Raw genomic sequence first — 14231 nt, forward strand, 5'->3', positions numbered from 1 at the left:
CTTCACTCGACGTTCATCCAGACGGATTTCAGATCCATCCACTCGTGCAGGGCCGTCGCCCCATTGGCCGTTCCACCGTTCCCGCTCTGCTTCTGCCCTCCGAAGGGCATCGCCCAGTGCATGGCCTTGTATGTATTGACCCAGACATTGCCGGCCCGCAGCCGGTTGGCCATCCGATGGGCGCGGCGGACGTCTTCGGTCCACACGCCCGCGGCCAGACCGTACGGCGTGTTGTTCGCCAGAGTCACCGCCTGATCCTCGCCGTCGAACGGGAGCGCCACGGCGACCGGGCCGAAGATCTCTTCCTGGCTGATGCGCAGCCCGTTGTCCTCGGTGGTGAACAGGGACGGCTCCGCGTAGAAACCACCACGAAGCGGTGAACCCTCCTTGATGAGATCCTGCGTCGTGCGCCCTCCTACAGCGAGCCGGGCACCCTCCTCCTGCCCGAGCCGCAGATAGGAGCGGACGGTGTCGTACTGGCTCTCGGTGGCGAGCGGGCCCATGCCGGTTGCCAGGTCCATCGGGTCGCCGACCGCGATGGACCTGGCGTGTGCGGCCAGCCGCTCGACGAAGTCGTCGTAGACGGAGGCCTCGATGAGCACCCGGGAGCCGGCCACGCACGCCTGACCGGCATTGGGTGTGAAAACGCCCGCCGAGACACCGGCGACCGCGGCGTCCAGGTCCGCGTCGGCGAACACGATGTTGGGGGACTTCCCGCCCAGTTCGAGCAGCAGGTTCTTGATGTTCACCGTGGCGCGCTCCATGACCCGCCGGCCGGTCTCCGTCGAGCCGGTGAAGCTGATCTTGCCGATACCGGGGTGTCCGGTGACCGCGTCACCCACCTTGGAGCCGCGTCCCGAGACGACGTTCACGAGTCCTGGCGGGATGTCGAGTTCGTCGAACAGCCGAGTCGCCTCGAGGATGGACACCGTCGCCTGCTGTGCGGGTTTGACCACGATCGCATTGCCCGCGGCGAGGGAGGCGGCCACCTTCGCGAAGAAGACGGGAAGCGGCCCGTTCCACGGGATGATCAGCGCGGTGACCCCCACGGGCTCCCAGCGGGTGTAGGCGAACGCGCCGGGGCGAACATCCACGGTGGACCCTTGAATGTTCTCGGCCAGTCCGGCTATGTAGCGGACCTGCATGGCGGCACCGGGAAGTTGGGCGAAGCGGGTCTCGCGCAGCGGGCGGCCGTTGTCGCGGGTTTCCACCTCGGACAGCCATTCGGCGTTCGTCTCGATGGCATCAGCCCAAGCGCGCAGCCGCGCTGCCCTCTCCGCGGCCGGGAGATCCGTCCAGTCGCCGCTGTCGAACGCATGCTGTGCCGCGCGCACGGCGTCGTCCACATCACCAGCCGTGCTCGCCGGAATCCGGGCCCAGACCTGCCCTGTGGAGGGGTCGACCGAGTCCAGCCAGGCTCCTGAGCGAGACGGTCGACGCTCGCCGCCGATGTAGTTCAGGAACTCCTTCAACGTCTTCTCCCTCACCTCTGTCGAACCAAGCACTTGCTTGAGTGTAGACAAGTGCTTGCTCAAGTCATAGCCTCCGGTCATGCCATTCCCGGATGAAAGGTGACCGGAATGCCGCTCGACGAGGCGTCCACGGCGATCGTCGCCCGGATCGACGAGACCATGGCACGCATCGGCACGGAGATCACTGACCCCGCCGAGGCCAGGCTGCTCACCGCCACACCACCTGAGGCGCTGGCCAACCCGACGCCGGTCGGCTCAGTGGAAGACCGGACCATTCCCGGTCCGCACGGGTACGAAGTACCCGTGCGTGTCTACCGGCCGCTCGATGAGTCGGCCGATCCTCCGCCCGTCATGCTTTTCTGCCATGGCGGCGGCTGGGTATTGGGCGACCTGGACGGTCACGATGGCATCTGTCGGCAACTCAGCAACCGTGTCGGCTGCGTCGTCGTCTCCGTCGACTACAGGTTGGCACCGGAACACGGATTCCCAGCGCCCTTGGAGGACATGTACGCGGCGCTCGTCTGGACCGCCGCACACGGTGACGATCTGCGGGTCGACCCCACACGACTGATCGTCGCGGGTGACAGTTCCGGAGGAAACCTGGCCGCCGCTGCGGCCCTTCTCGCCCGGGACCGAAACGGTCCCCCGATCGCCTTCCAGCTGTTGGTCTACCCAGTGGTCGACCACGACTTCGGGCGGGACTCGTACGTGGAGAACGGCTCGGGATATCCGCTTTCGGCGGACCTCATACGGTGGTTCTGGGACAACTACGCGGATGAGTCCGTGCGCCTCAATCCGTACGCCACCCCGATGCGGGCCCCCGACTTGGCGAACCTGCCGCCGGCTCACATCGTCAGCGCCCAGTACGACGTGCTGCGCGATGAGGACGAGGCATACGCCCGGCGATTGCGAGACGCGGGCGTCACCGTCAGCCTTCGATGCTATCCGGGAGCCTTCCACGGCTTCTTCGGCTTCGGTGCCCGCCTGCCGGTCGCACGCAAGGCGTTCGACGACGCCGTCCGGCAGGTGAGGGCGGTTCTCGACACCCGTGTGACCTCGGCTCGCAGGTAGATCCGCGACACATGGAGCGTAGCCGAGCGGCCTCGGGCGCGCGACGGAAGGAAATCAGCATGACCACATACAAGCTCGCCGTCATCGGCGGGACCGGCCCGCAAGGCAAGGGCCTGGCCTACCGTTTTGCCACAGCGGGCCACACCGTCATCATCGGGTCCCGACACACCGAGCGCGCACAGGTGACGGCAGAGGAGATCACCGTCCGGCTCGATGGCGACGCCGTCCACGTCAGCGGGGCGGACAACGCCACCGCGGCCGATGCGGCGGACATCGTCCTACTGGCCGTCCCATTCGACGGCCACGCCGCCTTGGTCGAGTCGCTGCGTGCCCAGCTCGCGGCCAAGGTGATGATCAGCTGCGTGAACCCGCTCGGCTTCGACAAACGGGGCCCCCACGGTCTTGATGTCGCGGATGGCAGCGCCGCGGAGGAAGCCCAGCGCTTGGTTCCCGACGCGCAGCTGGTGGGCGCTTTCCACCATCTGTCGGCGGTGAACCTCTGGAACGAGGCGGCAGAGCTGGAACATGAGGACGTGCTGGTGTGCGGCGACAACACCGAGGCCAAGGCCGTGGCGATCGACCTGGCACGCGCGATCTGCGGCCGTGACGGCATCGACGTCGGCCCTCTCCGGCTGGCTCGGCAGCTGGAACCGCTCACCGCCGTACTGATCAGCGTCAACAAGCGTTACGGCGTCCGCTCCGGCCTCCGCCTCAGCGGTCTGGACAAGCACTGATCAGGAGGTCCGATGAAGTCGGTTCTCATCACGGGATCGTCGAGCGGGTTCGGCCGCGAGGTCGCGGTCATGCTCGCCCGGCGCGGGTGGCTCGTCCTCGCCTCGATGCGAGACACCGCCAAGCGGGATCGGTTGTACGAGCTGGCCAAGGCGGTGGGCGCACCCACCGAATCGATCCGGGTCGTGCCGCTCGATGTGGCATCCGACTCTTCGCGCGGCGAGGCGGTCGAGCGGGTTCTCGAGATCACCGGCGGAAACCTGAGCGCGGTGCTGCACAACGCCGGCTACACCACGACAGGGTTCTTCGAAGACCTGTCCGGCGAGCAATGCCGGCACATTCTCGAAACGAACCTGATAGGCGCGATGGATCTCACCCGCCGCCTCCTGCCGGCCCTGCGGCACAACGGATCAGGGCGGATCGCGGTGATCTCCAGCAACGCGGTCAACGTTCCGCATCCGATGTTCTCCGTGTACGCGGCGGCCAAGTGGGCGCTCGAAGGATGGTGCGAGGCGCTGTCACTGGAACTACGGCCTCTCGGTGTGGACGTCCTGATCTTCCAGCCGGGAAACCACGACACGGCATTCGGCGCACACGCCGTGCCCGTGTTGCCGGAGCACAGCGCGTACGAGCTGCTCGCGGAGCGGGCACTGCCACGTCTGGCCGGCCTCTCCCACTACAGCAGGCCGAGTCACAAGGCGTCGCGGCGGATGTGCGATGTCCTCGAACGGGCCCGGCCACCGCTGCGGACCCGCTTGGGCGTGGACGATGTGGCGGCGAGCCTGCTCGCCCGGCTCGCACCGTACCGCCTGCGCCGACTGGGAGTTGAACGCATCACGGGGTTGGGCCGATGACCGGCCACCCGTCCAGGGCGGCGGCCTGTGGGCGGGGCAGGACATGATGCCGACCAGCCCATCAACCGCCTCGGCACCGCCGAAGAGATCGCTCAGGCCGTCCTGTGGCTGTGCGGCCCCGGCGCCGGATTCGTCATCGGCGTCGCCCTTCCTGTCGACGGCGGCTACGTCGCCCGCTGACGGACACGGCCCCCAGCGGCGACGCCTGCACGTGGTCGCAAGAAGTGCCATGCCTGCGGGCGGCCCATCGGACCGGCCGGGTTGCGGCTTCGGCAGATTTCGCCGGGTTCGCCCGCAGGGTACGGCAGCTCGGAGAAGCTCCTCACCGAAATTGCGTCTCTCCACGCCTGATATTCCTGGTTTCGATCACCGGTATGGCTCCCGCGGTTATCGCTCAGACGTGGAGAAACACGCGGCACTTTGCCGGTCGCATTGTGGTCGCTGAGGCACAGGAAACCGCGTTGTCGTACATGGAACGATTCCCCGCATGGGAAAGCCAATCGCCGTCGGATGACGGTGAGCGGCTCCCCTGGGCGGCCCTGCTGGCGCTCGCCTTGGCCGGTTTCGTGAACATCATGACCGAGACCATGCCAGCCGGATTTTCTCCGCTGTGGTGTGGGGAATGGTCGCCGGCTACGCCCGTCTCCTGGTGCCCCGGCACATGGCGCAACTCCCGCTCAGGAACATCATGGCGGCGGAGCTGCGCGCGTACACGGCGAAGTTGGAGGCCACCGTCTCCTCAGTCGACTACCGGCGCGGCATCTTGTCCGAGTTGTCCAGCATCCTGGAGGCGGCCGTCGATGACAAGCGGCTCGCCAGGCACCCCATGCACGCGAAGTCTGTGCGGTGGCCCAAGGCAACGCGGGAACGTCGAGAGGCATGGTCGCTGGAGACCGCGCTCCGAGTCCGTGACGCGATCAGCCCCCGGCACCGAATCACCGTCGTACTCGGTCTGGGATGCGGACTTCGTCAGGGCGAAGTGTTCGGGGGCGGATGGACCGCGAAGGACGTTCTCCCTCGTGCTCGCTACGCGACTCGGCAGTGCCGTGGCCGTGGACACGTGGAACACCTACACGTGGAAGCCTGCGCTGGCAGGGGGATCGGCATGCCGGCCGAAACTCCCCAGATTCTCCCCAGGGCTTATCGGGGCGGATTCCCCGGCTTGTGGGTGCCTGGACCCAAACGCGGATTGCAAGGTCAGTAAGTCGGATAGCCTGGGAAAATGTTGACCGAAGTCACCGCGATCCGCTATGTCACGCCCTTGCGTGAGGGCGGGTCGCTGCCGGGCATCGTCGAGGCCGACGATCTGGGCACCTATGTCATGAAGTTCACGGGCGCCGGGCAGGGCCGCAAGACCCTCGTCGCCGAGGTTGTCTGTGGTCAGCTGGGCCGTCGGCTGGGGCTGCGGGTGCCGGATCTGGTGCGGATCCAGCTGGACCCGGTGATCGGTCTGAGCGAGCCGGACCAGGAGGTTCAGGAGCTGCTCAAGGCCAGTGGGGGGCTCAATCTCGGCATGGACTACCTCCCGGGGTCGCTCGGCTTCGACCCGCTCGCCTTCGAGGTGGGCGCGGAGGAGGCCGGGCGGGTCGTGTGGTTCGACGCGCTCGTCGGTAATGTGGACCGCTCCTGGCGCAACCCCAACATGCTGGTCTGGCATGGGCGGCTGTGGCTCATCGACCACGGCGCCACGATGATCTGGCACCACGGCTGGCGCGGGCTGGAGAAGGCCGCCACCAAGCCGTACGACGCCTCCGACCACGTCCTCGCGCCGTTCGCGCCGGACGTCGCCGCGGCCGGCCGGGCCCTCGCGCCGCGGATCACCGAGGAGCTGCTCACCGAGGTGGTGGCGGACGTCCCCGACGAATGGCTGACCGACGAGCCGGGCTTCGACGGCCCGGACGCGGTGCGCCGCACCTATGTCGAGGTGCTGCTGGAGCGGGCGGCCACGGTGGGGACGAGGATCACGCTCGGGGAGCGCGCCGGTGAGGGGCCGTCCAAGGCCCCCGAGTGGCTGCGGGTGTGGGTCGACGGAAAGGCGTCGCAGTGAGCGGGTTCCACAACGGCCGGGATGTCTTCGAATACGCCGTGCTGCGGGTCGTCCCCCGGGTCGAGCGCGGTGAGCTGATCAACGCGGGCGTGGTCGTCTACTGCCGCGCCACCTCCTTCGTGGCGGCCCGGATCCATCTGGACGAGGACCGGCTGCGCGCCCTGGACCCCTCGGCGGACGTGCCCGCGGTACGGGCCGCGCTGCGTGCGGTGGAGTGTGTCTGCGGCGGGGGAGAACGGGCCGGTCAGGCGGCCGGGGAGGACGCGGGGCGGCGGTTCCGCTGGCTGGTGGCGCCGCGCTCCACGGTCGTCCAGCCGGGGCCGGTGCACACGGGTCTGACGGCGGACGCGGAGGCGGAGGTGGAGCGGCTGCTCGAGCTGCTGGTGCGGTGACGCATCGGCTCAAAGCGCGCGGAGGTGAGCGAGCACATACGGGCGGTCGTTGACAGGCGGTGGCGGGCCTCATAGCGTCTCGTGCGCAGGAGAGACTAAGCGGTTGCTCACTCCCGGGGCCGGGAGGTGAGCCGCCATCGATGCGAGGGAGAACCCGCATGTCCACCACAGAGCAGCGCGTTGCCATCGTGACGGGCGCGGCCCGCGGCATCGGCGCGGCGACCGCCGTGCGCCTGGCCGAGGAGGGCCGGGTCGTCGCCGTGCTCGACCTCGACGAGGGGGCCTGCGCGGCCACCGTGGAGAAGATCACCGAGGCGGGCGGCAAGGCCATCGCCGTGGGCTGCGACGTGTCGGACGCCGAGCAGGTCGAGGCCGCCGTCGCGCGTGTCGCCGAGGAGCTCGGCGCGCCGACGATCCTCGTCAACAACGCGGGTGTGCTCCGCGACAATCTGCTGTTCAAGATGAGCGAGTCCGACTGGGACACCGTGCTGAACGTGCATCTGCGGGGCGCGTTCCTGATGTCGCGCGCCTGCCAGAAGCACATGGTGGACGCGGGCTTCGGCCGGATCGTCAACCTCTCCAGCAGTTCGGCGCTGGGCAACCGCGGCCAGGTCAACTACTCCGCGGCCAAGGCCGGCATGCAGGGCTTCACCAAGACCCTCGCCATCGAACTCGGCAAGTTCGGCGTCACCGCCAACGCCGTGGCGCCCGGCTTCATCGCCACCGACATGACCGCCGCGACGGCCGAGCGCGTCGGCATGGGCTTCGAGGACTTCCAGAAGGCGGCCGCGAGCCAGATCCCGGTGCAGCGCGTCGGGGAGCCCGCCGACATCGCCAACGCGATCGCCTTCTTCACCGGCGAGGCGGCTGGTTTCGTCTCCGGCCAGGTCATGTACGTGGCCGGCGGCCCGCTCAACTGATCAGGAGTCACGCACCACATGACCGCGCAGATACAGGACAGCGGCAGGGCCGCCCTCATCACCGGGGCGAGCCGGGGGATCGGCTACGCCATTGCCGAGGCGATGGTGGCCCGCGGCGACAAGGTGTGCGTCACCGGGCGCAACGAGGACGCGCTCAAGGAGGCCGTGGAGCGGCTCGGGGCCGACCGCGCGATCTACGTCGCCGGGAAGGCCCATGACCAGGCGCACCAGGCGGCCGCCGTCGAGCGGACGATGGAGGCGTTCGGACGGGTCGACCACCTGGTGAACAACGCCGGCACCAACCCGGTCTACTCGCCCATCGCCGATCTCGACCTCGATGTGATCCGTAAGGTCTTCGAGACCAATGTCGTCTCGGCACTGGGCTTCGCCCAGCGGACCTGGAAGGCCTGGCAGCAGGAGAACGGCGGCACGATCGTCAACATCGCCTCGCTCGCCGGGATGTCGTCCTCGCCGTTCATCGCGGCGTACGGCGTCAGCAAGGCCGCCATGATCAACCTCACGGTGCAGCTCGCCCAGGAGTTCGCCCCGCGGGTGCGGGTCAATGCCATCTCCCCGGCGGTGGTGAAGACCAAGTTCGCCACCGCCCTGTACGAGGGGCGGGAGGACGAGGCCGCGGCGGCCTATCCGCTGAAGCGGCTCGGCGTGCCGGAGGACATCGGGGGCGCGGCCGCGTTCCTCACCTCCGACCAGTCGGCGTGGATCACCGGCCAGACGCTCGTGGTGGACGGTGGCATTCTCCTGGGCGCCGGGCTCGGCTGACCGGCGCCCGGTCCGGCCGCGCGCCGTCCCGGTCCGGCCCCGCGCCGCCGAGGTGGCCCGGGCGCGTGTGAGGCGTTGTCAGTGGCCGCCGGTAGGTTCTGTGTCCGTAAGACGGAAACACCGACCGGAGGTTGAAGACGTGCCCTATGTGCTGCCCGAGTCCTGGCGCGGGGTCCTCGGCGAGGAGCTGGAGAAGCCCTATTTCAAGGAGCTCACCGAGTTCGTCGAGGAGGAGCGGGCCAACGGGCCGGTGTACCCGCCGCGCGAGGAGGTGTTCGCCGCCCTGGAGGCCACGCCGTTCGACCAGGTGAAGGTGCTCGTCCTCGGGCAGGACCCGTACCACGGCGAGGGCCAGGGCCACGGTCTGTGCTTCTCGGTGCGGCCGGGCGTCAAAACCCCGCCGTCGCTGCGGAACATCTTCAAGGAGATGAAGGAGGAGCTCGGCCACCCGGTGCCCGACAACGGCTATCTGATGCCCTGGGCCGAGCAGGGTGTGCTGCTGCTCAACGCGGTGCTGACGGTCCGGGGCGGCGAGGCCAACTCCCACAAGAGCAAGGGGTGGGAGAAGTTCACCGACGCGGTGATCCGCGCGGTGGCCTCGCGCCCCGATCCGGTCGTCTTCGTGCTCTGGGGGAACTACGCCCAGAAGAAGCTGCCGCTCATCGACGCGTCGCGGCACGCGGTGGTGAAGGGGGCGCACCCGTCCCCGCTGTCGGCGAAGAAGTTCTTCGGGTCGCGCCCCTTCACCCAGATCGACGAGGCGGTCAAGGCCCAGGGCCACACCCCGATCGACTGGCGGATCCCGGACCTCGGCGCCTGACCGGGGCTGAGCGCTCCGCTGGAAGTGCCGCGATGGGTCGTCGGCCGACTGCGGCGCCGTCGTGGCTGGTCGCGCCCGCGCGGCGGAGCCGCACATCGGCACAGCCCCGCGCCCCTTCGGGGCGCTGCCCGAACCGTAGCGGACTTCCTCTGACTGCTTAGAGCGTGTAGTCGAAGCTGTAGGGGATCTCGGACTCCCCCCGCACGGCGGAGAAGGCGCCCGATCCGGTGAGCCCGGTCAGCTCGCCGGTGCCGGATCCGGGCACCATCTCGAAGGTGCAGCGGACGGTGGCGTCCTCGCCCCAGCTGCCGTGCTGCACCACGACGAAGCTGCCCGCGCGCCCGTCCAGGGTGCCGGTCAGCAGCTCGTAGCCGCAGCAGACGCCGGTCTTGTCGGCCCGGTAGGTGATGGCGTACTGGCAGCTGGTCCGCGGTGCCTCGATGCCGCCCGAGAAGGCGTTCGTGACCACGGCCCGGGCCAGCTTGGCGCGGCCCTCGCCTCCCTCGCCGCCCTCGGTCTCATCGAGGGCCGTCTCCTGCCAGTCGGCGTAGGTGAAGTGGCCGGTGGTGTGCGTGGTCATGGTGGGTCCTACCTTTCAAGGGTGGTTGCTCTGGTCATTCGTAAGATCGGAGGGCCCAGGGGTTCTGGGTATGGCTGGCATGTGGGCGCCGTTGGCAAGGCTCAAAGGACTTGGCCGCCCGGGACCCCGCGACGACTCGACCGCCAATTGGGAGACGCGACTCGATCGCTGCTGTAGGACAACGTCGGCGAGGTCGTCTGCGGGTGACATGTGAGACGGCGAGCTGGCGGAGGTGGCCGTGCCCGAGATCTGGGCCGGAGTGGACATCGGCAAGGAACACCACCACTGCGTGGTGATCAACGCGGACGGCGAACGGCTGCTGTCGCGCCGGGTCCTGAACGATGAGACCGAGTTGCTTCACCTCATCGGCGATGTCCTGGCGATATCCGCGGACGTGCTGTGGGCCGTCGATCTCAACCACGGCGGAGCTGCCCTGCTGATCTGCCTGCTCCTCAGCCACGATCAGCCGATGGCCTATCTGACCGGCCTGGCAGTCCACCGTGCCTCGGCCACCTACAAGGGCGAAGGCAAGACGGACGCGAAGGACGCCTTTGTCATCGCCGACCAGGCCCGCGTTCGCCGGGACCTCGGGCTGCTGAGGCCCGGTGACGAGATCGCTGTCGACCTGCGCACGCTGACCAACCGGCGCCTTGACGTGGTCTTCGACCGCACCCGGCAGATCAACCGGCTCCGCGCCCAACTGCTGGAGATCTTCCCCGCGTTGGAGCGGTCGCTGGACCTGGTCAATAAAGGCCCGGTGATGCTGCTGACCGGCTACCAGACCCCGGCCGCGATCCGCCGCGCCGGCGTCCAGCGGATCGAGACCTGGCTGAAGAACCGCAAGGTCCGCGGTGCCGCGGCGCTGGCGAAGACGGTTGTGGAGGCCGCCCGGGCCCAGATGACCGCACTGCCCGGCGAGAAGCTGGCGGCCGCCATGGTGGTCCGCCTCGCGAAGGGGGTGATGGCCCTTGATGAGGAGATCGTCGAGCTTGACGCCCTGATCGAGGCCACGTTTCGCGAGCATCCGCACGCCGAGGTGATCCGTAGCCTGCCCGGTATGGGCCCCAAGCTCGGCGCCGAATTCATCGCCGCGACCGGCGGTGACATGGACGCCTTCGGCAGCGCCGACCGCCTGGCCGGCTTCGCCGGCCTTGCCCCCAGGCCCCGTGACTCCGGCCGCGTCAGCGGCAACCTGCGCCGCCCCCGGCGCTACCACCGCGGACTGCTGCGGTCGATGTACCTCTCGGCGATGGTCAGCATCACGAAATGCCCCGCGTCCAAGGCGTACTACCAGCGGAAGAGAAGCGAGGGTAAGGGCCACAAGCAGGCCCTGCTCGCGCTCGCCCGCCGCAGGCTCAACGTCCTGTGGGCGATGATCCGTGACGGACAGTGCTACCAAGGTTCACCTCCCGTCACGACTGCGGCTTGACATCACGATTGGGAAGTCCTTTCCGGGGCCGGGATCGGCTGCGAAAGCCACTCTGGCCGCCATACCTGACATCTTCTGTCACGTATGGCGCCCACAATGGACCGCATGCGCGCCGACCGTCTTCTCTCACTGCTCCTGCTGCTGCAGAACCGGGGCCGGATGACCGCGCCCGAGCTCGTCGCCGAGCTGGAGGTCTCGGTGCGCACCGTCTACCGCGACGTGGAGGCGCTGAGCGCCTCCGGGGTGCCGGTCTACGCCGACCGGGGCCCGGCCGGGGGCTTTCGGCTGCTCGACGGCTACCGCACCCGGCTGACCGGGCTCACCGGCGACGAGGCCGACTCGCTCTTCCTCGCCGGGATGCCGGGCCCGGCCGCCGAGCTGGGGCTGGGCGCCGACCTCACCACGGCCCAGCTCAAGCTGCGGGCGGCGCTCCCGGCCGAGCTGGGGGAGCGGTCCCGGCGCATCCAGGAGCGCTTCCACCTCGACGCGCCGGGCTGGTTCCGGGACGCCGAGCCGGTGCCCCATCTGGCGGCGGCCGCCGAGGCCGTATGGGAGCGGCGCGTCCTGCGGGTGCACTACCGCCGCTGGCGCGGCGAGGTGCGGCGCGAGCTGTGCCCGCTGGGCCTCGTCCTCAAGGGCGGCATCTGGTACCTGGTGGCGAGGGTCGAGGATTCCGTGCGCAGCTACCGGGTGGCGCGGATCCTCGACGCCGAGGTGCTGGCGGAGGTCTTCGAGCGGCCCGCCGGATTCGACCTCGCCGCCTCCTGGGCGGAGTCGTCCCGCAGGCTGGAGTCCATGCGCTTCCAGGGCGAGGCCGAACTCCTGCTCTCCGAGCGCGGGGTGAAGCTGCTCCCGATGCAGTTCGGGGCGGCGGGCGCGGAGGCGGTGGCCGCGGCGGGCCCGCCCGACGACCAGGGGCGACGGCGTGTCGTCCTCCCCGTGGAGTCGCTCCCGGTCGCGGTCCACGACATGCTGCGGCTGGGCACCGACGCCGAGGTGCTGGGCCCGCCCGAGCTGCGGTCGGCCGTCGTCCGCGCCGTCGCCGAGCTGGCCCGCCGCTACGGCGCGCCGGACGACACCCCGTTTGACGACACCCCTTGAGGCCCGCCGCAAGGCCGCGCCGCGCCACGACACGCCGAGCGGCGCGGGCGCGAGCGGCTAGGGTCCTTCTGACGGATCTCCGCGACGCCGCGGAGATCCGTCAGAAGGACCCTAGCGTCGTCCGAAAGACGGGAGGCGGCGATGGCGGAAGCGCGGCAGCAGGCGCCGGAGGGCGATGCCGTACTGACCCGGATCGGGCAGGCGGTCATGCTGCACCGGGGCGGCGACCGGGAGGAGGCGCGCAATCGCCTCGCCGCGCTGTGGCGGGAGATCGAACGGGACGGCGCCCCGTTCCACCGCTGCGCCCTCGCCCACTATCTGGCCGACACCCAGGACGATCCGCTCGACGAGCTGATCTGGGACCTGCGGGCGCTCGCCGCCGCCGACGCGCTCACCGGAGCCCTGGCGCCGCGGGCGTTCCTGCCCTCCCTCCACCTCAAGGTGGCCGCGGGCCATCTGAAGCTGGGCCAGGAGGAGGCGGCCCGGGGTCAGCTGGCGCTGGCGCGCGAGGCCGCCGGCGCGCTCGGTGAGGATCCGTACGGCGACGGGGTGCGGGCGGCCATCCTGCGGCTGACGCTGGTCCTGGAGGGCGCCGGCGGGGACTGAAGGTCCGGCTATGCCGCCTCCGCCAGCTCCTCCCAGCGGTCGGCGAGTGCCTTCAGCTTGACGACGAACCGTTCGCGTTCCGCCTCGTCGAAGGACTCCAGGAGGATCTTGTCGAGCCTGCGCGCCCGGTGGTTCGCCTCCTGAAGGGCCTCCTTGCCCGCGTCGGTCAGATAGAGCAGTTTGCGGCGGCCGTCGGCGGCCGCGGTCTTCCGGGCGAGCAGACCACGGTTCTCCAGCCGCCGGGCCACATCGGCCATGGTGGAGGTGTCCAGGGCGACGGCGGCGGCCATGGAACGCTGGTCCTGGCCGGGATGGGCTTCCACGGTCTGCAACACCGCGAACTGGGGGCCGGTGAGGACTGGGTCCACCTCCCGTGCCCACACGGCGAGATACGCCTGGTAGAGACGGCGGACCTGATAGCCGGGCGCGGCCGTCAGGGCAGTGGGGGCCTCCGGCCCGGTTTGGGGGGGGGGGGGGGGATCAGTCATAGAACCTACTTAAGCACGCACGGTTGACGCCGAGGGACAGCGGGGCGGAGGCCGGCGCACCCTTCGGCCCCGGCCGCGGCCTCACCGACCGGTACCGAGGTGGATCGGTTCCGTACCGCTCGGGCTCCGACCGGTCGTCGTTCCGGCGCCGCTCCCGGCAGGCCGGGAGAGCCGGCCGCCGAGCAGGCTCCCGGCGCCGGGCACGACGGGCGGCAGCCCGAGCTCCGTCAGGATGCGGTACGCGGTGGAGGTGGCCGCCGACAGCACGGGCAGCCCCGCCTCGTCCTCGACGGGCTGGATCGACGCCAGCGACGGCATCTGCACGCAGGCCGACAGCACCAGCGCGTCGGCTCCGCTCAGGTTCAGGCGGCGCCAGTGGTCGCGTAGATCGGCGGGGTCCAGACGGGCCACCGCCAGGTTGTCCGGGACTTCGAGGCTGAGCGCGTCGACCACCTCGATCCCGGCGTCCTCGATGTAGTCGACCACCTTGGCGGTGAGCTCCTTCATATACGGCGTGATGATCGCGACCCGGCGGGCGCCGAGCGCCTCGGCGCCGCTGAGCAGGGCGCCGGCGCTGGAGACCACGGGCGCCTGGGAGCCCTCGGCCCGCAGCGCGGAGGCGATGTCGGCCTCCGCCGCACAGTGGTGACCCGGCCCCTGCGCCATGATGGCGACCAGGCAGGCGGTGGCGACGACGTCGGGCCGCGCGTCGGCCAGTTCGAGGGCGGCACGCTCGGTCTGCGCGTTCATATTGCGCAGTTCGTCCGGGGTGACGTGCTTCATCCGCATCCGGCTGCCGTGGAAGACGAAGCGGTCGTCGGCCGCGATGGACTCCCGCGCGTTGAGCATCCGGGGAAGCTCGGTCTCCATCGTCAGGTTGGAGCTGGGCACGATCAGCCCGATGTGATGGTCTGCCATGGGGTGGGTCCTCCGGAAGGG

At 69.7% G+C, this 14231-nt stretch carries 15 protein-coding genes and 1 pseudogene; 12 read left to right on the forward strand and 4 right to left on the reverse strand.

Features of this window, described 5'->3' with window-relative positions; translation table 11 throughout:
• Positions 1-2 precede the first annotated feature (2 nt).
• Entirely contained in the window at positions 3-1505 is a 1503-nt protein-coding gene (locus LIV37_RS45065) for an aldehyde dehydrogenase family protein (RefSeq protein ID WP_202979698.1), read from the reverse strand.
• A gap of 75 nt (positions 1506-1580) precedes the next feature.
• Here LIV37_RS45065 and LIV37_RS45070 point away from each other — a divergent pair, with 75 nt between their 5' ends.
• The 9 genes and pseudogenes from LIV37_RS45070 to ung all read left to right on the forward strand — a co-directional run bounded on the left by LIV37_RS45070 (position 1581) and on the right by ung (position 9088).
• Complete coding sequence (locus tag LIV37_RS45070) at positions 1581-2543, forward strand: alpha/beta hydrolase (protein WP_020873743.1); 963 nt, start codon at positions 1581-1583, stop codon at positions 2541-2543.
• A gap of 59 nt (positions 2544-2602) precedes the next feature.
• Positions 2603-3277, forward strand: coding sequence for an NADPH-dependent F420 reductase (npdG, locus tag LIV37_RS45075; protein WP_020873744.1), 675 nt, complete (start codon positions 2603-2605; stop codon positions 3275-3277).
• Positions 3278-3289: 12 nt separating this feature from the next.
• Positions 3290-4129 (forward strand): SDR family oxidoreductase, encoded by an 840-nt coding sequence (locus tag LIV37_RS45080; protein ID WP_020873745.1) that lies wholly within the window; start codon positions 3290-3292, stop codon positions 4127-4129.
• 54 nt (positions 4130-4183) lie between these two features.
• A pseudogene (locus tag LIV37_RS45085) lies at positions 4184-4309 on the forward strand (SDR family oxidoreductase); the annotation flags it as partial.
• A gap of 1042 nt (positions 4310-5351) precedes the next feature.
• Positions 5352-6176: a HipA family kinase gene (locus LIV37_RS45090; protein WP_020873748.1), complete on the forward strand. Its 825-nt coding sequence runs from the start codon at positions 5352-5354 to the stop codon at positions 6174-6176.
• Complete coding sequence (locus LIV37_RS45095; RefSeq protein WP_020873749.1) at positions 6173-6568, forward strand: DUF3037 domain-containing protein; 396 nt, start codon at positions 6173-6175, stop codon at positions 6566-6568. Before LIV37_RS45090 ends, LIV37_RS45095 begins: the two co-directional genes overlap by 4 nt.
• A gap of 158 nt (positions 6569-6726) precedes the next feature.
• The gene (gene fabG, locus LIV37_RS45100; protein ID WP_020873750.1) at positions 6727-7488 is read left to right on the forward strand and encodes a 3-oxoacyl-ACP reductase FabG; all 762 of its coding nucleotides are present in this window, start codon (positions 6727-6729) and stop codon (positions 7486-7488) included.
• Between the two features lie 18 nt (positions 7489-7506).
• The gene (locus LIV37_RS45105; protein WP_020873751.1) at positions 7507-8268 is read left to right on the forward strand and encodes an SDR family oxidoreductase; all 762 of its coding nucleotides are present in this window, start codon (positions 7507-7509) and stop codon (positions 8266-8268) included.
• A gap of 139 nt (positions 8269-8407) precedes the next feature.
• The gene (ung, locus tag LIV37_RS45110) at positions 8408-9088 is read left to right on the forward strand and encodes a uracil-DNA glycosylase (RefSeq protein ID WP_020873752.1); all 681 of its coding nucleotides are present in this window, start codon (positions 8408-8410) and stop codon (positions 9086-9088) included.
• Between the two features lie 157 nt (positions 9089-9245).
• Here ung and LIV37_RS45115 read toward each other — a convergent pair whose 3' ends face one another.
• On the reverse strand, positions 9246-9668 hold the full coding sequence (locus LIV37_RS45115) for a DUF3224 domain-containing protein (RefSeq protein WP_020873753.1): 423 nt from the start codon (positions 9666-9668) through the stop codon (positions 9246-9248).
• Positions 9669-9900: 232 nt separating this feature from the next.
• Between LIV37_RS45115 and LIV37_RS45120 the strand changes: the two genes are divergently transcribed.
• The 3 genes from LIV37_RS45120 to LIV37_RS45130 all read left to right on the forward strand — a co-directional run bounded on the left by LIV37_RS45120 (position 9901) and on the right by LIV37_RS45130 (position 12804).
• Positions 9901-11097 carry an IS110 family RNA-guided transposase gene (locus LIV37_RS45120; protein ID WP_167525781.1) on the forward strand — a complete coding sequence of 399 codons (1197 nt, stop codon included), beginning with the start codon at positions 9901-9903 and terminating at the stop codon, positions 11095-11097.
• 105 nt (positions 11098-11202) lie between these two features.
• Positions 11203-12198: a helix-turn-helix transcriptional regulator gene (locus LIV37_RS45125; RefSeq protein WP_020873754.1), complete on the forward strand. Its 996-nt coding sequence runs from the start codon at positions 11203-11205 to the stop codon at positions 12196-12198.
• A gap of 141 nt (positions 12199-12339) precedes the next feature.
• Entirely contained in the window at positions 12340-12804 is a 465-nt protein-coding gene (locus LIV37_RS45130; protein WP_020873755.1) for a hypothetical protein, read from the forward strand.
• An 8-nt stretch (positions 12805-12812) separates the two neighbouring features.
• Here LIV37_RS45130 and LIV37_RS45135 read toward each other — a convergent pair whose 3' ends face one another.
• Both LIV37_RS45135 and LIV37_RS45140 read right to left on the reverse strand, forming a co-directional pair.
• A complete protein-coding gene (locus LIV37_RS45135) occupies positions 12813-13292 on the reverse strand; it encodes a MarR family winged helix-turn-helix transcriptional regulator (RefSeq protein ID WP_254807155.1) in 480 nt (159 codons plus the stop codon).
• A gap of 81 nt (positions 13293-13373) precedes the next feature.
• Positions 13374-14210: a maleate cis-trans isomerase family protein gene (locus tag LIV37_RS45140; protein ID WP_020873757.1), complete on the reverse strand. Its 837-nt coding sequence runs from the start codon at positions 14208-14210 to the stop codon at positions 13374-13376.
• Between the last annotated feature and the right edge of the window lie 21 nt (positions 14211-14231).

It is taken from the genome of Streptomyces rapamycinicus NRRL 5491, assembly GCF_024298965.1.
GTDB lineage: Bacteria > Actinomycetota > Actinomycetes > Streptomycetales > Streptomycetaceae > Streptomyces > Streptomyces rapamycinicus.